The sequence below is a fragment of the Stenotrophomonas sp. DDT-1 genome, assembly GCF_001580555.1.
Lineage (GTDB): Bacteria > Pseudomonadota > Gammaproteobacteria > Xanthomonadales > Xanthomonadaceae > Stenotrophomonas > Stenotrophomonas sepilia.
Genome location: NZ_LEKR01000015.1, coordinates 1 through 16,810, shown reverse-complemented (window position 1 = coordinate 16,810; position 16,810 = coordinate 1). Strand labels below are relative to the sequence as shown.

At 66.2% G+C, this 16,810-nt stretch carries 17 protein-coding genes; 13 read left to right on the top strand and 4 right to left on the bottom strand.

Annotated features, from left to right (window positions below; all coding sequences use genetic code 11):
• Positions 1–124 precede the first annotated feature (124 nt).
• From AB839_RS09675 to AB839_RS09665, 3 genes are all read left to right on the top strand, one after another.
• Entirely contained in the window at positions 125–1,177 is a 1,053-nt protein-coding gene (locus AB839_RS09675; RefSeq protein WP_061479183.1) for a sensor domain-containing diguanylate cyclase, read from the top strand.
• A 116-nt stretch (positions 1,178–1,293) separates the two neighbouring features.
• Positions 1,294–2,319: an AI-2E family transporter gene (locus AB839_RS09670; RefSeq protein ID WP_053497611.1), complete on the top strand. Its 1,026-nt coding sequence runs from the start codon at positions 1,294–1,296 to the stop codon at positions 2,317–2,319.
• Between the two features lie 162 nt (positions 2,320–2,481).
• On the top strand, positions 2,482–4,224 hold the full coding sequence (locus AB839_RS09665; protein ID WP_061479241.1) for a GGDEF domain-containing protein: 1,743 nt from the start codon (positions 2,482–2,484) through the stop codon (positions 4,222–4,224).
• Between the two features lie 9 nt (positions 4,225–4,233).
• Here the strand turns inward: AB839_RS09665 and AB839_RS09660 are convergent, their stop codons facing one another.
• Both AB839_RS09660 and AB839_RS09655 read right to left on the bottom strand, forming a co-directional pair.
• Positions 4,234–4,740: a PaaI family thioesterase gene (locus AB839_RS09660; protein WP_061479182.1), complete on the bottom strand. Its 507-nt coding sequence runs from the start codon at positions 4,738–4,740 to the stop codon at positions 4,234–4,236.
• A 32-nt stretch (positions 4,741–4,772) separates the two neighbouring features.
• Positions 4,773–5,210 carry a hypothetical protein gene (locus tag AB839_RS09655; RefSeq protein WP_061479181.1) on the bottom strand — a complete coding sequence of 146 codons (438 nt, stop codon included), beginning with the start codon at positions 5,208–5,210 and terminating at the stop codon, positions 4,773–4,775.
• Positions 5,211–5,495: 285 nt separating this feature from the next.
• On the opposite strand from AB839_RS09655, the gene AB839_RS09650 reads away from it, so the two are divergent.
• The 8 genes from AB839_RS09650 to AB839_RS09620 all read left to right on the top strand — a co-directional run bounded on the left by AB839_RS09650 (position 5,496) and on the right by AB839_RS09620 (position 12,160).
• A complete protein-coding gene (locus tag AB839_RS09650; protein ID WP_061479180.1) occupies positions 5,496–5,927 on the top strand; it encodes a pyridoxamine 5'-phosphate oxidase family protein in 432 nt (143 codons plus the stop codon).
• Between the two features lie 94 nt (positions 5,928–6,021).
• Positions 6,022–6,603, top strand: coding sequence for a hypothetical protein (locus AB839_RS09645; RefSeq protein ID WP_061479179.1), 582 nt, complete (start codon positions 6,022–6,024; stop codon positions 6,601–6,603).
• Positions 6,604–6,807: 204 nt separating this feature from the next.
• Positions 6,808–7,275: a DUF2975 domain-containing protein gene (locus AB839_RS09640; protein ID WP_061479240.1), complete on the top strand. Its 468-nt coding sequence runs from the start codon at positions 6,808–6,810 to the stop codon at positions 7,273–7,275.
• Complete coding sequence (locus AB839_RS09635; protein ID WP_061479178.1) at positions 7,275–7,499, top strand: helix-turn-helix transcriptional regulator; 225 nt, start codon at positions 7,275–7,277, stop codon at positions 7,497–7,499. The genes AB839_RS09640 and AB839_RS09635 overlap by 1 nt, the downstream gene beginning before the upstream one ends.
• 43 nt (positions 7,500–7,542) lie before the next feature.
• Entirely contained in the window at positions 7,543–9,084 is a 1,542-nt protein-coding gene (locus AB839_RS09630) for a TerC family protein (RefSeq protein ID WP_061479177.1), read from the top strand.
• Positions 9,085–9,204: 120 nt separating this feature from the next.
• Positions 9,205–10,341: a metallophosphoesterase gene (locus AB839_RS09625; RefSeq protein WP_061479176.1), complete on the top strand. Its 1,137-nt coding sequence runs from the start codon at positions 9,205–9,207 to the stop codon at positions 10,339–10,341.
• A 59-nt stretch (positions 10,342–10,400) separates the two neighbouring features.
• Positions 10,401–10,904 (top strand): hypothetical protein, encoded by a 504-nt coding sequence (locus tag AB839_RS21715; RefSeq protein ID WP_197467678.1) that lies wholly within the window; start codon positions 10,401–10,403, stop codon positions 10,902–10,904.
• Complete coding sequence (locus AB839_RS09620; protein ID WP_061479175.1) at positions 10,901–12,160, top strand: MFS transporter; 1,260 nt, start codon at positions 10,901–10,903, stop codon at positions 12,158–12,160. Before AB839_RS21715 ends, AB839_RS09620 begins: the two co-directional genes overlap by 4 nt.
• Positions 12,161–12,164: 4 nt before the next feature.
• Here AB839_RS09620 and AB839_RS09615 read toward each other — a convergent pair whose 3' ends face one another.
• Positions 12,165–13,112: a nucleoside hydrolase gene (locus AB839_RS09615; protein WP_061479239.1), complete on the bottom strand. Its 948-nt coding sequence runs from the start codon at positions 13,110–13,112 to the stop codon at positions 12,165–12,167.
• A gap of 342 nt (positions 13,113–13,454) precedes the next feature.
• On the opposite strand from AB839_RS09615, the gene AB839_RS09610 reads away from it, so the two are divergent.
• Positions 13,455–13,850, top strand: a complete 396-nt coding sequence (locus AB839_RS09610) for an SMI1/KNR4 family protein (RefSeq protein WP_061479174.1) — start codon at positions 13,455–13,457, stop codon at positions 13,848–13,850.
• Positions 13,851–14,296: 446 nt separating this feature from the next.
• Positions 14,297–14,617, top strand: coding sequence for a hypothetical protein (locus AB839_RS09605; protein ID WP_061479173.1), 321 nt, complete (start codon positions 14,297–14,299; stop codon positions 14,615–14,617).
• A gap of 127 nt (positions 14,618–14,744) precedes the next feature.
• Here the strand turns inward: AB839_RS09605 and AB839_RS09600 are convergent.
• Positions 14,745–16,810, bottom strand: a 2,066-nt coding sequence (locus AB839_RS09600) for a TonB-dependent siderophore receptor (protein WP_061479172.1), incomplete at its 5' end; no start/stop codon positions are given.

Genomic DNA, 16,810 nt, shown 5'->3' with positions numbered 1-16,810 from the left:
CAGGGCGGCCGGCCCGCGCGTCGTGCCGCGACCTTGATCCCGAATTGACGCAAGGCTGTCAGACTCATCGCAGGCAGCCCGGCAAGGGCCGTGGCAGCAGGTGCGATCGCGCAAGGGGGGGGCAATGCCATTCTTCACCGATTCGGCGGAAGGCGCGGTCGAAGGCATTGGCGCGGCACGTCGCATCGGCTGGATGCGTTTCGTCGGCAATGCACTGGGGGCAATCCCCATCGCTTCGATCATCCTCGAGCGCCACGATGGGCCGCTGGCGTGGGTCCTGCTGCTGCTCAACGCGCTGGCGTGGCCTGCGCTGGCATTGATGCTGACCCAGCGCTCCGGCCAGCCCGCGCTCGTCCAGTTCCGCTGCATGGTGGCCGACTCCTTTTTCGGTGGTGGCTGGATCGCCTTCATGGCGTTGAGCGCGGTGCCCAGTGCACTGTTCGCCGCACTGCTGGTGGCCGACAAGATCGCTGCCGGTGGCGTTCGCCTGGCGATGCGCGCCACGCTGGCCCTGATGCTGGGCTTCGCTCTCACCTGGTGGGTGCTCGGCTTCCCTTACCAGCCGGTCACCTCGCAGCGCACGATCGTGCTGAGTGTCCCGTTCCTGTTCGTGTATGGCATCGGCCTGAGCATTCTCAGCTGGCAGCTGGCGCGCCGGGTCAAATCGCAGAACCGCCAGCTGCAGCGTCTCAGCCGGATGGACCCGCTGGTCGAGCTGGCCAACCGTGGCTTCCTGATCCTGCGTGCGCAGCAGGCGCTGGACCGGGCACAGGGCCAGGGCGGGTTTGCCTGCCTGCTGATGCTCGATGTGGACGACTTCAAGCGCATCAATGACTCGCATGGCCACCGCGCCGGTGACGAGGTGCTGCGGCATATCGCGGCGACATTGCGCACCGTTGCCCGGCCCGGTGATACGCCCGCGCGCCTGGGGGGCGATGAGTTCGTCGTGCTGCTGCGCGACTGCGCGCCCGTCGATGCGATGCACGTGGCCGAGCGGGTGCGCCTGCACCTGCTCGAGGCCGCGCGGCAGGCCACGCCGGGTGTGGAATTCAGCGTCAGTATCGGCATTGCGGCCACGCCGCGTGGCGGCAGTGTCGAGGACTGGTTGGCACTGGCCGACCGCGCGCTGTACCACGCCAAGCGGCAGGGCAAGAACACCGCCAGCTACGGCGAGTGAGCGCGCGTGGGGACGGCACGGCTGCCGCCGAACGAGAATGAAATACCCATTCATCCTGCACGCGGAATCGGCACGCCAATCCTCTACCATGGGCCACCCCGCCCGGACGCGCTCCCATGCAAGACGCTCTCGTTGCCCAGCCCAAGCCCCCCATTCCAAGGATCGCGGCGTGGCTGATGATGCTGCTGGGCATGTGGCTGGCGCTGAAACTGGGCCTGGTGGTCACCCTTCTGTCCGGCCTGCTGGTGTTCCAGCTGACCCACCTGCTGGCTTCCACCGTGGAAGGCCGGCTGCCGCCGGGACGCGCACGGGCAATCGCCGTGATCGTGCTGTCGGCGATCATCATCAGCGCGCTGGTGCTGGCCGGGATCGGCGTGGCCTCGTTCTTCCGCAACGAGACCGGTGGCCCGGATGCTTTGCTGGCGCGCCTGATGGAGATCCTCAACACCTCGCGGCACCAGGTGCCGGCGCTGCTGCAACCCTACATTCCCGAAGACATGCCAGCGCTGCGCGCGGCGCTGAACGACTGGGCCGCCGAGCATCAGCGCCAGCTGGGCGTGGCCGGTACCTCGGTGGTCCAGGTGGGTGTGCGCGTGCTGATCGGCATGGTGCTGGGTGCGATGATCGCACTGTATGACGAACTGCCGCTGCCGAAGATGGGTCCGCTGGCGCAGGAGCTGGTCGGGCGCACCAGCCGCCTGGCCACCGCGTTCCGCCAGGTGGTGTTCGCGCAGGTGAAGATCTCGCTGCTGAACACCGTGTTCACCGCGATCTTCCTGCTGGGCGTGCTGCCGTTGTTCGGCGTGCACCTGCCGCTGTCCAAGACCCTGGTGCTGATCACCTTCCTGGCCGGCCTGCTGCCGGTGGTGGGCAACATCATCTCCAACACGATCATCACCATCGTCGCACTGTCGGTCTCGTTCTACGTGGCGGTGGCGGCGCTGCTGTACCTGATCGTGATCCACAAGCTGGAGTACTTCCTCAACGCGCGCATTGTCGGTGGCGAAATCCAGGCGCGTGCCTGGGAGCTGCTGCTGGCCATGCTGGTGATGGAGGCGGCCTTCGGCCTGCCGGGCCTGGTCGCCGCGCCGGTGTTCTATGCCTACGTGAAGCGCGAACTGGTCGACCAGCGCTGGATCTGACGCGGCGGGGCATGACGTATTTGTCCCGATTCGAGTGTCCGCGCGGCCTTGTCGGTGCGTTCGCGGCGGGCACGGTGCACCGACGGCCACGGTTGGCCCGCTAGCGGCTTGGCGCCTGTGCAGGCGGCCGCTACAGTGTTCCGCACGACAGGGGAAATGTGCATGGCCCGCAAGGCGTCGCCCATCGGATTGCGGACCTGGGTCTGGATCCTGGCCGGGCTGTTCGTAGTCTGTACGCTGCCGCTGATGGCCATCGCACTGGTGCAGGGCACGCTGCGCTTCACCGCCGCCGAGGACAACCTGGTCAGCCTGCGCCGGCTGCAGCAGACCTTCGACCTGGCCAACCGGGTGTCGGCCGAGCGCGGCCCCGCCAACAGCCTGCTGGGAGCCAATACGGCCGATGCGGCCGAACAGGCGCGGCTGGCCGCGCAGCTGGCGGTTGCGCGCAAGCGGGTCGACACCGCTCTGCTGCAACTGGACACCGTGTTCAAGGCCGATCCGGGCGTGGTCGACGAACATGGGCTGCTGGCCGACGCGCAACGTCGCCTGCAGTCGGCGCGGGCCGCGGTGGACCAGGTGGCGGCACAGCCGCACGACGCGCGCCGGGTGGAAGACGTGGAGCGCGCGATCAGCAGCATGTTCGCCGTGGTCGATCGCCTGCACGTGTTGACCTCGACGCAGATCAGCGTGCTGGTCAGTGCCGACCGCGAAGCGGCGATCCCGGCGATGCAGGGCCAGGTGCTGATCGACCTGCGCGAGCATGGCGGCCGCCTGGCCTCGAACGTGATGGCGCCGGTGGCGGTACCGGGGGCCTGGCGTGACGAACAGGTGCGGGCGGCATTGCAGACCGAAGGCCGCCTGCTGGAGCTGTGGCGGCTGGCAGGCAGCCATGAAGCCGTGTTCCGCAGCGATCCGACGCTGTCCTGGCATTGGGACATGGCACGCCGGCAGTTCTTCGGCGAATCGCTGCCGATGATCGAACGGCTGATCGAAGATGGACGGCGTGGCGTGTCGCCGCCGTGGACCGCCGCCGAGTTCACCACGCGCTACGTACCGACCCTGCGGTCGCTGGAAGCGCTGCGTGACGGTTACCTGAGCGTGTCCATCGCCCGTTTCGAGCGCACCCGCAACCGCGAAGCGACGCGCCTGGTGGTGCTGGTGGCGACGGTGCTTGGCACGCTGGTGGTGCTGGGCGTGGCGCTGCGCATTGCCCATCTGCAGATCCTGCGGCCGCTGCTGCAGGCACAGAAGCAGGTGATCCAGATCGCCTCGGAAGCGCCCGGCCCGGAACAGCACGTGACCCACCCGCTGGCCGAGATGCAGCGCCTGTTCGATGCCATCGAAGTGCTGCGCGAGAAGTCGCGCGAGCGCTCGGCGTTGACCAGCGAGCTGCGCCAGCTGGCCGGCACCGATGAACTGACCGGGTTGTTGAACCGGCGCGCGCTGGACCAGAGGGTGCAGCAGCGCCATGCCGACGGTGGCAACAGCGCGGTGGTGATCCTGCTGGACATCGATCGCTTCAAGGCCATCAACGACGGCCATGGGCATGCTGCTGGGGACCAGGTGCTGGTGCAGGTGGCACAGCTGCTGCAGCGCCACCTGCGCCGCAGCGACAGCATCGCCCGCTACGGTGGCGAGGAATTCCTGGTGCTGCTGGCCGACGGCGATCTGGCCGGCGGCCGCCAGTTGGCCGAGTCGCTGCGCGTGGCCATGCGGCAGCTGGACATCGCACTGGCCGCAGGCAACGTGCTGCGGGTCACTGCCAGCTTCGGCGTAGCCGAGGGGGGCACCGATGCGCTGGGCTGGCGCACCCTGCTGCGCGCCGCCGACGCGGCCATGTACCAGGCCAAGGCGCAGGGCCGCGACCGCGTGCGGGTGGCCGGCGGCGGCCGCAACGCACGTTGAGGACACGCATCAGCCGATGCGCGCATGCACGCGCCGCAGCGTGCGCGCGATCATCCGGCGCGCGATGGGACGCGGCATCGAGAGCCCGCGCCAGCGCAGCGCACCCACCCGGAAGGTGGCGCTGGCGGTAGCCAGTACCTTGCCGGCCGGGTCGGTCAGCCAGCCACGGGTGAAGGCGATGCTGCCCTTGCTGTGCTCGACTTCGCCCCAGCCGATGATCCGCCCCGGCCGTGCCGGGTTGACGAAACTGGTCTTGGATTCCACCGTGACCGCGATGCGGTTGGCTGGCAGGGTGGCGTAGATCGCCGGCCCCATGCAGTCGTCCAGCATCGCTGACAGGAATCCGCCCTGCACGTTGCCCATCGGGTTGGTGAGCACCGTCCCGGCGTCGAACTCGACCTGGATGCGACGCAGTGCATCGTCATAGCCGATGAAGCGCCAGCCGAGCAGGGTGCCGGCCTGGGAACGTGGAAGATCACCGTTGACCACGCTGTAGAAGATCGATTCGGGGTTCATGGCGGAGCCTCGTGGGGAGGGGGGAAGGGAACTCACCGGGACAGTGACAGCACGGCCAGCGCGAGGCCGAGGAGCAACAGCAGCACCACGGCCGCGCCGGTGGATACCGGGGTACGCGCACCGGTGCGTCGCCGCACGCCGGAGGCGACCAGCACCGGGGGCGCGGTGGCGACCAGGCAGAACAACTGGAACGCCAGCAGCTGTGGCAGCGCGAAGTGACCACCGAAGAAGATCAACCAGGCCAGCATCACGCCGGCACCGGCCAGTGCGATCCACCCGGCGCCGACCACGCGGATGAGTGCCATCAGCAGCACCTGCATGCGCGGTTCGATCTCCGCCCACGACATGCCCACGGCCTGCGCGTGGTAGGGCATGAAGTCGGAACGTTTCAGATAGGCCGCAGCAAACAGCGAGACAATGAAGAACGCCAACAGATAGCAGCCGAACGCGAGCCAGGCGAACGGATCCATGTGGAGGCCATGCGGTTGGGGAGGAGTCGCCGCGTGCACGCCGGCTGCCATGCCGGTCGTGCCACGGGGTTGCGCGATTCTCGGGCACGCCCCTGTTAGCTGGGTGTGGTGCTCCGCAGGGGCGTTCCTCTATCTGCTTTTAACGTAAGCATGGTGGTGTGGAGTGCGTCACGCACGGACCATGCGCCGTATCTCGTTTCCCGTGAAGAGGCCGCAAGTGCTCATCCACTTTCCGGTCACCGCTCTGCGCAGACGCTGGGCGTCCCTCCGATCAAGGACCGCGCCGTGACCGAGCTCACCCTCCCAGAACTTGCCAAGAAAATGGCCGGCATCGATTTCACGATGCTGCAGACCCACGCCAGTGGAGAAATTGCCGGTCGCCCCATGAGCAACAACGGTGACGTGGACTATGACGGTGACAGCTGGTTCTTCACCATGGAAGACACCGACATGGTGCGCGAGATCGAGGCTGACCCCACCGTCGCACTGGGTTTCTCCGGCAGCAAGTCGCTGCTGGGCAAGCCGCCGCTGTTCGTGCACGTGCAGGGAAGGGCGGCGCTGGTGCGCGATCGGGCCACGATGCGCGAGCACTGGGTGAAGGACCTGGAACGGTGGTTCGAACAGGGAGTGGATACACCGGGACTGGTACTGATCCATGTGCGCGCCAGCCGTATCCACTACTGGGATGGCGAGGACGAGGGCGAAATCACAACCTGATCCCGGCGCGGGGAGGCCGGCGGCAACGCGGCCGTTGCGCGCCGCGCCCGGGCTTTGCCATCCTCCCTGCTGTTTTCCGTACCGTGGAGTTCCAATGCGCCCTGCCTCCTGGCTGATCCTGGCCCTGCTGCCTGCCCTGGCGGCGGCGCAGCCTGCACGTTCACCCAAGGCCAGCGCACAGGCGCAGGACCCTTTCAGTGACTTGTTCGATACCGCCTGCATGCAGCACATCGGCGCGCCGGCGCGGTTGCAGTCGTTGATGGAATCCAACGGGCTGTCACCGCTGCAGCCTGCCGAGGCGGCAACGTTGCTGCAGGGGCAGTCGGGCGTGGCCTGGATGGTGCCTCTGGCCAGCGGCCGCTATGCGGTCAGCTGGGCTGACGATGGCACGTGCACGGTCTACGCCGAAAAGGCCGACGCGGCGGTCGTGCAGAAGGGCTTTGCCCGGTTGGTGCAGGCGGCGCCAACGCCGTTGCAGGCGCGCTCGCTGCCAGGCCGTGGGCCGTTGTCGGCGGACCAGGTGGCGATCCAGTACGGCTGGGCCACGCCCGGGCAGGCCAAGCTGCAGGTGCGTTTCCGGCTGGTCACGCGGCAGGCGGCCGAGGCCGGCGTGCAGGCGATGGCCTCGGTGACGCCGGGCGAAGCGATGCTGGAGCAGGCTGCACCCAGCCAATAACGCTGGCCCCGCGCCGCGCAGGCTGCCCATGCCCGCGATTCAGCCTTTCATGCAGGTTGTGATATATCGTTTATCGATAAATCCACCCTGGGGCGGCGAGGCCGCCCCAATGCCGGAGGCCGCTTGACCGCTCGTCCCGCCAGCGCCAGACCCGCGCGAGGCTTGTTCACCCTGGCCCAGGCCGCCGTCCAAGCCGTCCGGGCGATGTGCTGGCTGGGCATCCTGGCCGCACTGCTGGCCGTGCCGCTGGTCGCGCACGACCGTCGCTGGCTGCTCGACAGCGTCCACGATGCCGCTGCCGCTGCTGCACACGGCAACGCTCTGTTCCTGCACTTCTGCCTGGGGCTGGCTGCGATCGTCGCGCTGCTTGTGCTGTGCCTGCTGTTCCTGCGCCATCTGCTGCGGCTGCTGAAATCGGCGGCGCGCGAAAGGCCGTTCACCCACGCCAATGCGCAGCGACTGCAACGGATGGCGTGGCTGATGCTGGCGATGGAGCTGGTGTCGATCCTGATCGGCGCCTACGCGGCCTGGATGGGCCCGGACTTCACCTGGATGGAGGTGGGCGGCGGCATGTCGATCACCGGGCTGGTGGCGGTGATGATGCTGTTCGTGCTGGCACGCGTCTTCGCCGTGGGCGCGGCGATGCGCGATGACCTCGACGGTGTCATCTGATGGCAATCGTCATCACCCTGGACCGCGTGCTGCAGGAACGGGGCATGACCCTGTCCGAGCTGGCCGGGCGCATTGACATCACCCTGGCGAACCTGTCGATCCTGAAGACCGGCAAGGCGCGCGCCATCCGCTTTTCCACGCTGGATGCGATCTGCCGGGAGCTGCAATGCACGCCTGGCGACCTGCTCGGGTACGACCCGTCGCACACGCAGGACGCAGACTGAGTGTTTGTTCTTCTCCCTTACCTACTGACGAAACGGACCTGAAATGGAATGGTTGGCTGACCCCTCGATATGGATGGGCCTTGCAACCCTGGTCGTGCTTGAGATCGTGCTCGGCATCGACAACCTGGTGTTCATCGCGATCCTTGCCGACAAGCTTCCGCCACACCAGCGCGACCGCGCGCGGGTGATCGGCCTGGCACTGGCCCTGCTGATGCGGCTGGTGCTGCTGGCGGCGCTGGCCTGGATCATGAAACTGACCGAGCCGCTGCTTACGCTGTTCGAGCACAGCTTTTCCGGGCGTGACCTGATCCTGCTGGGCGGTGGCCTGTTCCTGCTGTTCAAGGGCACCATGGAGCTGCACGAACGGCTGGAAGGCCGCGCGCACCACGAAGATGGCAAGAAGGTCTACGCCAGCTTCGCCATGGTGGTGGCGCAGATCGTGGTGCTCGATGCGGTGTTCTCGCTGGATTCGGTGATCACCGCGGTCGGCATGGTCGACAACCTGGGCGTGATGTATGCCGCCGTGACCATCGCGATGGCGCTGATGTTGCTGGCGAGCAAGCCGTTGACCCGCTTCGTCAACAAGCATCCCACCGTGGTGGTGCTGTGCCTGGGCTTCCTGCTGATGATCGGTTTCAGCCTGGTGGCCGAGGGCCTGGGCTACAAGATCCCGAAGGGCTACCTGTACGCGGCGATCGCCTTCTCGATCCTGGTGGAAGCCTTCAACCAGTGGGTGCGTTTCAACCGTGAGCGCAACGAGCGTCGCCAGCCGTTCCGGCAGCGCACCGCTGATGCGGTGCTGCGCATGCTCGGCGCGCGCCCGGCCAATGGCCACGACGATGAAGGCCTGGACGCGCAGGTGGACGCCGAAGAGCGCCTGCAGCCGGCCGAACACGAAATGATCCGCAGCGTGCTGGGCCTGGCCGACCGGCCGGTGTCGAGCGTAATGACCGTGCGCGCCGATGTGCAGTGGATCGACCTGGCGCGTGGGCAGGAGGACGTCGTGGCGCGCCTGGTGGCGTCGCCGCACACCCGCCTGCTGGTGGGTGAGGGTGACCTGGACAGCCTGCGTGGCGTGGTGCAGAGCCGCGATCTGCTGGCCGACCTGCTGCAGGGCAGGCCGCTGCAGCTGGAAGGCAACCTGCGCGAGCCGCAGTACGTGCTGTCCAGCGCCAGTGCGCTGCAGGCGCTGGAACTGATCCGCCAGCATCCGGTACCGCTGGCAGTGGCGGTGGATGAGTACGGCAGCGTGGAGGGCCTGGTGACCGCCAACGATCTGCTGGCGGCGATTGCCGGCGATCTGGTCGATACCCAGGACGAGCGCTATGGCGTGGTCGCGCAGGGCGAGGAGCAGTGGGAGGCCGACGGTGCACTGACTCTGGACGACCTGCAGCGGCTGACCGGCGTATCGCTGCCACGCAGTGCCGACTACATGACCATCTCCGGGCTGGTGCTCGAGCAGCTGGGCCGGCTGCCGGACATCGGCGATGCGGTGGAGGTGGCGGGCGTGCGCATCACTGTGCTGGCGATGGAAAAACGCCGTATCGCCCGCCTGCGGGTGCAGCGCCTCGACGGAATGGCTTGACCCACCTGTTGTTGTAGCGCCGAGCCCATGCTCGGCTGCAGATTGAAATGCCGGGCATGGGCTCGGTGCTACACAACACCGCCTGCAGCCGTCACCATGGCGGCCCGCTTTCTTTCCAGGATGGTTGCAGTGCTGAGTACGATCGGTTTGTTGATGGGCCTGTATGTGGCCTGGCGCCTGTTCTGGCCACTGCGCATGTCCACTTGGCTGAAGGTCGTGCTGTCGCTGCTGCTGGTGGGCGTAGCCGTGCAGCTGCGTATCGTCGCCACCTTCTGGGGCACCATGGCGTCGCCGGAAATCCCGAAGCTGGCCATCGCCACGCTGGCCACCGGCTCCACGGCGGTGTTGCTGTTGGCGTTGCTGATGCTGGCGATGGATGTGGGCCTGCTCGCGTCCCGCCTGCTGCGCTGGCCACGTGCGGTAGCCGCATTGCGCACGCGGCGCTTGCGGCCGGCGGCCGGCGTGCTGGCCCTGCTGGTCAGTGGTTATGGTGTCAGCCAGGGCATGGCAGTGCCCCAGCCCCGGCAGATCGAGGTGAGCGTTGCCGGGCTGCCAGCGGCGTTCGACGGCTATCGCGTGCTGCAGCTGACCGACATCCATGCCAGCCGCCTGCTGACCGGCGACTGGGTGCGCAGGGTGGTGGATGAGAGCAACGCATTGGCGCCGGATCTGATCGTGATCACCGGCGATCTGATCGACGGCAGTGTGGAGGCCCGTCGTGACGACGCGCGTCCTCTGGCTGATCTGCGGGCGCCGGACGGTGTCGTCGCCATTACCGGCAACCACGAGTATTACGCGCAGTACCAGGCATGGATGCAGGCGTTCCGTGCGCTGCACATGCAGGTGCTGGAGAACAGCCACCTGCAGGTACGACGCGGTGATGCAGCGCTGACCATTGCCGGGGTCACCGATCCGGTGGCCGCACGCTACGGCCTGCCGCTGCCGGATCTGGACGCCGCCTTGGCCGGCGCCGATCCCTCTGCGCCGGTGATCCTGCTTGACCACCGCCCGCGCAACGCGCGAGAGGCGGCGGCGCGCGGCGTGAAGCTGCAATTGTCCGGGCACACTCACGGTGGGCAGATCATCGGCATGGACCAACTGGTGAGGCGGGCCAATGGTGGCTTCGTCTCCGGCCGCTACGACGTGGACGGGATGACCCTTTACGTGAGCAATGGTGCGGGTCTCTGGGCCGGTTTCCCGGCACGCATCGGCGTGCCGTCTGAGATCACCCTGGTGACATTGCGCCGCGCGCCGTGACCTGAAGTGGGGCAGATCCCGTTCCCGCAGGGAAAGGGAACTGACCCCTGACAAACCACATGGAAGGAACGAAGGCCCATCCCCTTGCCCTGATGGAACGCCTGATCCGAGCCAATGCGGATGAGATCAACCGGTTGCCGCGGGCCATCCGGGAGAGTGCTGCGTTGCGCTGGCGTGACCCGGAACGCAAGCTGCTGCACACCCAGGCCTGCGCGGCGTTCCACCAGCACTACGAACGGCTCGCGTTTCCGGGTGGCTACGCCAACGCGCTGAAGCAACTTGCCGAACACGATCCCAATACGCTGGATGTCGCGCTGGCTACGGGACGCTGGAAACAGGCGTGGATCAGCAGCAGTTCTGCCTCGACGGTGCGCTGCTGGTCTACCGCGCGTTCGAGCAAGGACGCTTCTGCTTCGGCTTTGACGGTGAGCGCTTCAGCGGCCATGAAGCCCAGTACATGCAGGCAGCCGATAGCCGATGACCGGTATTTCACCCCGTCCATGCCACGCTGCGCCGAACCTGCCCAACCGGGATCGAGGCTGTTGAAGGCGAATACGCAATGACTGTGGCGCGACAGCGCTCGATGTGGGTGGCCGGCCTGTCCACGGTGGTGGAGTGGTACGACTTCACCCTGTACCTGTACTTCGCCACGGTGCTGTCGCGGGTGTTCTTCGGCGGTGGCGAACAGGCACTGCTGGTAACCTTGGCCGGATTCGCCGTGTCCTACCTTATGCGTCCGCTGGGCGCGCTGTGCTTTGGTCACCTGGGTGACCGGCTCGGCCGGCGATGGATGTTGCTTGCGTCGATGGCGTTGATGGCAGCGGCAATGCTGGCCACCGCGCTGCTGCCGACCGCGGCCACCGCAGGCGCCACGGCCGGCGTGCTGCTGCTGGTGCTGCGCTGCGTGATGGCGTTCTCGGTGGGCGGCGAATATACCGGCGTGGTGGCGTACCTGCTGGAAAGCGCACCGGCGCGCCGACGCGGCCTGGTTACGTCGTTGGCTTCGGCGGCCAGCGAAGTGGGCGCACTGCTGGCGGTGGCGATCTCTGCACTTACCGTCGCGCTGCTGCCCACACCGCAGCTGGACAGCTGGGGCTGGCGGATTCCGTTCCTCGTCGGCGCTGCGCTTGCGCTGGTGATCCTGATTGCGCGTTCGGGCATGCACGAGTCGCCGGAGTTCGAGCGCCAGCGCCGCGAAGGCAGCATTCCCGCCACACCGCTGCGGCATGTGCTGCAGCATCATCCGTTGGCGGTAGCGCGCACGTTCGCGATTTCGGCGCTGGGATCGATCACCTACTACGTGGGCATCACCTATGTGCCTGCATTCCTGCACGCGCAGGGCCACGATGAGGGTGACGCACTGTGGCTGTCGACGATCGCGGCGGTGGCAGTGATTGCGATCACGCCCCTGTGTGGCGCATTGTCGGACCGGGTCGGACGACGGCCGGTGTTGTTGGGCCTGACCGTGCTGGCAGCGCTGCTGCCGCTGTCCCTGTTTGCGTGGATGGCACAGGCGACGGCGCTGGGCATCGTGCTGGCTGCGGTGCTGCTGGCCTGCGTGGCCGGCGGTGTAAGCGCGGTGGCCGCCCCGGCCACGGCTGAGCAGTTCCCAGGTGAAGGCCGGGTCAGCGGTCTCGCACTGGGGGTAACCATGGCCACTGCCTTCTTCGGCGGCGCAACGCCGTGGCTGGCGCAATGGTGGGTGGAGCGCAGCGGCTGGGCGGCGGCGCCGGGCGCGATGATCGCACTGGTGGCGGTGCTGGTGCTGCCGGTGCTGTGGACCCTGCCCGAGACGGTCCCGGGCAGGGCCAAGCGCTAGACGGTCAGACCTTCAGGGTCTGCTCGATGTCGGCCAGTACCGCGGCCGCATCCACACCGATGGCAATCGACTGCACCACGTGGCCGTCCCACACGCTGGGGCCGAATGCCAGGCCTTCCGGCTTGGGAATGGTCATGCCGCGGGCAACGCCGTCGGTGGCCACACGCACGCTGGCGCGCTCGAACTGGAACAGTTCCGGGCGGGTCAGCGCGATGCATGCGCAGCAGTCGTGCACGACCATGCCCTTGTGGCCGGCCTGTAGGTAGAAGTCGACGTAATCCTGCGACAGCGCACGGACCAGCTCGGCGTCGGCACCGCCGATGGCGGCCAGCCTATCCAGGCCGTCACGGTCCATTTCCACGCGGGTGGTCACGTCCAGGCCGATCGCGGTGACCGGCCAGCTGGCGGTGAACACCACGTCGGCCGCTTCAGCATCGCCCCAGATGTTGGCCTCGGCGGCCGGGGTGATGTTGCCGTTGACGTGGAAGGCGCCGCCCATGATCACCACGCCGCGTACCAGGCCGGCGATGTCCGGGGCCTGCTGCAGGGCCAGGGCCAGGTTGGTCATGCGGCCGACCGCGACCAGGGTCACTTCGCCCGGATGGGCGCGGACCAGATCGATGATCAGCTGGTGGGCGGGGCGCGTGTCGGCGGCCACGTCCAGTTCGGCCGGCACCGGGTGGTTGCCCAGGCCGTTGTGGCCGTGGATGTGCACCGGCCAGGCTTCCGGGGTGGCTTCCGGCTGCAGCGGGCCATCGGCACCGCGCGCGACCGGGGCGGCGAAGCCCCAGGCCTGCTTCAGGTACAGCGCGTTGTGCGTGGTCGACTCCACCGAGGCATTGCCGAAGGTGGTGGTGACACCGATCAGGTCGATCTGGGCGTGCTTGTGCAGGTACAGCAGGGCCAGGGCGTCGTCGACGCCCGGGTCGGTATCGAAAATGACTTTCAGCATGTTGTTGTTCTTCTTCTTCCGTGTGGTGCGAGGGGCGCCGGCGGCCTGGAAGCAGGCCGGCGCGCCCTGCATTGTCCCATCTTCATGACGGGCAGGGCGAACCGGGGCGCCGGTGGGGGCATATCATCGCCTTCAAGGTAGGGTATCGACTCGAACCGTTTGAGAGCTGTCCTGCCAGACTCCGAACCATCTTCATCGATGACGAGCCTGTGCCACTTTGCATTGCCGACACCTACTATGCAGAGAACGGCAGCACTTCCGTATTTGAAGAGCGCACCTGGCTCATTGGCAGGAGGTGTCTCCTTGGTGGAAACAATTGCAGAGAGTTTCAGGAAAATAGCGATGAAATATCAACTAACAGAAGGACAGCTCAATGGTCCAGCTCAACTTTCGGCCATTGATAGCCTGCCAGAAGAATTGAGAACGGCACTCCCTAAGAGCTACCTTGAATTCCTTAAGACTCACGACGGTGGCGAAGGATTCATCGGCGATAACTACATCATTTTTTGGAGGGCAGAAGAGCTGGTTGATTTCAATCGTGAATATGAAGTCGAGACGGATGCGCCCGGTATATTTTTGTTCGGCTCCAGCGGGGGAGGAGAAGCGTATGGATTCGATATGTGGGATGTCGCTATGCCGGTAGTAATGATTCCTTTTATAGGCATGGATCGTCAATACGCCATCTTGGTAGCGGCCGACCTTCCGGATTTATTTGCGCAATTGGCAGAGCGAGAATGATTGGCCTGGATAAGCACGCACGCCCTAAAGGCATGGAGCTGTTCGAGCTTAGACCCGTTATCGTTGGTGGTGATCCGGTCAGCCCTGAGAACAAAGCCTGGTTGACGAGAGAGCAGAATTTTGAGGCTGTGCGCTACTGGAATAGGATTGTCAGAAGTCTGCGTGATGGGCCGAAGTAGATGGAGATAGAAAGGTGTAGAAGGAGTAGGTCGGGAGCGGCCAGCTGCTATATAAATAAGACATCTTGAATTGCTAAGCGAACCGGAGGATGTCCGGCTCGCGCAAGATGGTTTGTAGAATTCCTGCAGGTCTGACTAAAATGCCTGGTCAACATTTATCGATAGCCTCGCAGAATATTTATTCGAACGGAAATTCGATGGAAAAGCCGCGCTGCAACCAATGGATCAGTCGCGGTAGGTATGCCCCCCTGCTCAAGGAGCTGCTCCATGCTGGTGGTAACCCTGGTCCTGGTCGCCTTGGTATTGGGCTTGAACGTCGTCGCCACCTTCGTGGTGCTGGGGCGCGAAGAGGTGTCGGCGGGCGGTCGCACGGTGCAGCTGCTGCTGGTCTGGCTGCTGCCGCTGGTCGGCGCCATCCTGTGCCTGGCGGTGGCCACGGCCGATGGCTCGGGCAGCCGGGGGGATGGCGGCGCAAGCTACGACAGCTCAGGTGGCTACTCAGGTGACAGCCACAGCCATCACAGCCACAGCAGCTCCGACTGCAGCAGTGATGGCGGTGGGGGGGACGGCGGCAGCTGCGGCGATTGAGGTCTCTGTAGCGTCGAGCCATGCTCGACTGCCCTTCGTTCCAAAGCCGCGACGCCTGATCGAGAAGCAGTCGAGCATGGCTCGACGCTACAAGGTGCCGGGCACAGCCCAGCAACCCCTGCCTGCCTCAGAACTTCCAGCGCAGGCTGGCCGACACGAAGCGCGGCTCGCCGAAGTTGTTGTAGTCCAGGTTGGCCCAGTAGGTCTTGTCCAGCGCGTTGCGCACGCTCAGCGTCGCGGTCCAGTTGTCGCTGATGCGGTAGTTGGCGTTGAACTGCACCAGCGAATACGCCGGCTGGTTCACCGTCACCGTGCCGCCCAGCGGGTAGGCGATGTTGTAGCCCTGCACCTTGCTCTGCCACTGCAGGCCACCGCCGATGCTCAGGCGTTCCAGCGCACCGCGCAGCTGCAGTTGCGTGTTGAGCTGCAGCAGGTCCTTGGGCGGGTTGGCGTACAGCAGGTCGGTGGCGGCGCGGGTGACCTTGACGTGGGTGTAGCCGGCATTGACCGTCCAGCCCGGCAGGATTTCGCCGTTGATATCCATCTCCCAGCCACGCGCCTTGGTACCGTTGACGCCGATGTAGGCCGAGCTGCCGTCGCTGAGCGAACCCTCCGGCACGCCCATGTCACGCACCGCGTAGTTGTCCTGCTTGGCCTCGAACACAGCGGCATTTGCGGTCAGGCGGCCATCGAACCACTGCGTCTTGAGGCCCGCTTCCAGGTTCGAGCCCTGCACCGGCGCCAGCAGGTTCTCGTTGCGGTCCTTGTAGTTCTGCGGATTGAAGATCTCGGTGTAGCTGGCATAGGCCGACACGTTCGGGGTGATCTCGTAGACCAGGCCCACGTACGGAGTGACTTCATCGCTCACCTTGTACGCACCGCTGGTGCCGGTATAGGCGCCGGCGGCGTTGTAGGAGCGGGTGAGGGTTTCCCACCGGCTCAGGCGTGCACCGGCGATCAGCGACAGCGGATCGGCCAGGTGCAGGCGGGTGGCCAGATAGACGCCACTCTGCGTGGTCTTGGCCACGCGGCGCGCGCCGGTGCGGCGGTAGGTCACCTCGGAGATGTCGCCGTTCCAGCTGTATACGTTGGGGATGTAGTAGCAGCGCTCGCTGCCACAGCGCGCCCAGTCGGTCGGGTAGTTCAGCGCGAGGGTATTCGTCGTGCCTTCCAGGTCCGACCACTGCGCGCCAACGGTGAGGTCGTGCTCGCGGCCGAACAGGTCGAAGCTGCCGGACAGGTAGGCATCGACATTGCGGCGGGTGTCCTTGGAATCACCGGCGGCGGCACGCAGGTAGATGCCCGAGCCGGTCACCGGGTCTGGGTTGCCGGTGCCGTACAGGCGCACGTTCTGCACGTTGCCACGGGTGTAGGCGGTGTTGATCTTCAACAGCCAGTTGTCGCCGAAACGCTGCTCCAGGTTGGCGAAGGCGGTGTTGCTCTCGCGCTTCCAGTAGCTCCACTTCGGCGACAGGTTGGTCGAGCGCGGCAGATGGGCGAAATTGCCCTGGCTGTCGAAGAACGGCACGGTGCCCCAGGTCGAACCGGTCGGGTTGTTGTCCTGGGTCTGGTAGCCGAGGGTGAGCGTGGTGCTGTCGGTGACATCGCCTTCCAGCACCGCCATGCCGGCCATCTTGTTCTCGTCGTAACGGTCGTAATACAGGCCCCGATCGGTGTAGGCGGCGACCACACGGCTGCGGAAACGGCCGTCATCGGTCAGCGGCGCGGTCACGTCGGCTTCCATGCGGCGGTAGTCCCAGCTGCCGGCACTGACCGCGAACGACGCGTCGAATTCCTTGCCGGGGCGCTTGCGCAGCAGGTTGACCGTGGCCGACGGCACGCCGGCGCCGCTGAGCAGGCCGTTGGCACCGCGGATCACTTCGATGCGGTCGTAGAAGGCGGTGTCGTATTCCTGGTTGGTGGAGCCGCTGTAGGTGGGAATGCCGTCGACCTGGAAGTCGGTGATGGCGAAGCCACGCGCGTAGTACAGCGGGCGCTGCGTGTCATAGAAGGACACGCTGACGCCGGTCACGTTGCGCATCACATCGTTGATGCTGAACAGTGATTCGTCCTGCAGGCGCTGCAGGCTGATCGCGGTGGCCGACTGCGGGGTTTCCTGCAGGGTGATCGGCAGGCGCGTGGTACTGGCGGGCGGCGCCGACTGTTCGGCCCGGACGCTGACCCGGTCCAGGG

Bases quoted from the DNA above. Each gene is read 5' to 3' on its own strand.
- AB839_RS09620 (WP_061479175.1), top strand. From the start codon at position 10,901: ATGACTGTGGCGCGACAGCGCTCGATGTGGGTGGCCGGCCTGTCCACG.
- AB839_RS09630 (WP_061479177.1), top strand. From the start codon at position 7,543: ATGGAATGGTTGGCTGACCCCTCGATATGGATGGGCCTTGCAACCCTG.
- AB839_RS09660 (WP_061479182.1), bottom strand. From the start codon at position 4,740: ATGAACCCCGAATCGATCTTCTACAGCGTGGTCAACGGTGATCTTCCA.
- AB839_RS09610 (WP_061479174.1), top strand. From the start codon at position 13,455: ATGAAATATCAACTAACAGAAGGACAGCTCAATGGTCCAGCTCAACTT.
- AB839_RS09605 (WP_061479173.1), top strand. From the start codon at position 14,297: ATGCTGGTGGTAACCCTGGTCCTGGTCGCCTTGGTATTGGGCTTGAAC.
- AB839_RS09670 (WP_053497611.1), top strand. From the start codon at position 1,294: ATGCAAGACGCTCTCGTTGCCCAGCCCAAGCCCCCCATTCCAAGGATC.
- AB839_RS09655 (WP_061479181.1), bottom strand. From the start codon at position 5,210: ATGGATCCGTTCGCCTGGCTCGCGTTCGGCTGCTATCTGTTGGCGTTC.
- AB839_RS21715 (WP_197467678.1), top strand. From the start codon at position 10,401: ATGGAAGGAACGAAGGCCCATCCCCTTGCCCTGATGGAACGCCTGATC.
- AB839_RS09640 (WP_061479240.1), top strand. From the start codon at position 6,808: ATGTGCTGGCTGGGCATCCTGGCCGCACTGCTGGCCGTGCCGCTGGTC.
- AB839_RS09615 (WP_061479239.1), bottom strand. From the start codon at position 13,112: ATGCTGAAAGTCATTTTCGATACCGACCCGGGCGTCGACGACGCCCTG.
- AB839_RS09675 (WP_061479183.1), top strand. From the start codon at position 125: ATGCCATTCTTCACCGATTCGGCGGAAGGCGCGGTCGAAGGCATTGGC.
- AB839_RS09645 (WP_061479179.1), top strand. From the start codon at position 6,022: ATGCGCCCTGCCTCCTGGCTGATCCTGGCCCTGCTGCCTGCCCTGGCG.
- AB839_RS09635 (WP_061479178.1), top strand. From the start codon at position 7,275: ATGGCAATCGTCATCACCCTGGACCGCGTGCTGCAGGAACGGGGCATG.
- AB839_RS09665 (WP_061479241.1), top strand. From the start codon at position 2,482: ATGGCCCGCAAGGCGTCGCCCATCGGATTGCGGACCTGGGTCTGGATC.
- AB839_RS09625 (WP_061479176.1), top strand. From the start codon at position 9,205: ATGGTTGCAGTGCTGAGTACGATCGGTTTGTTGATGGGCCTGTATGTG.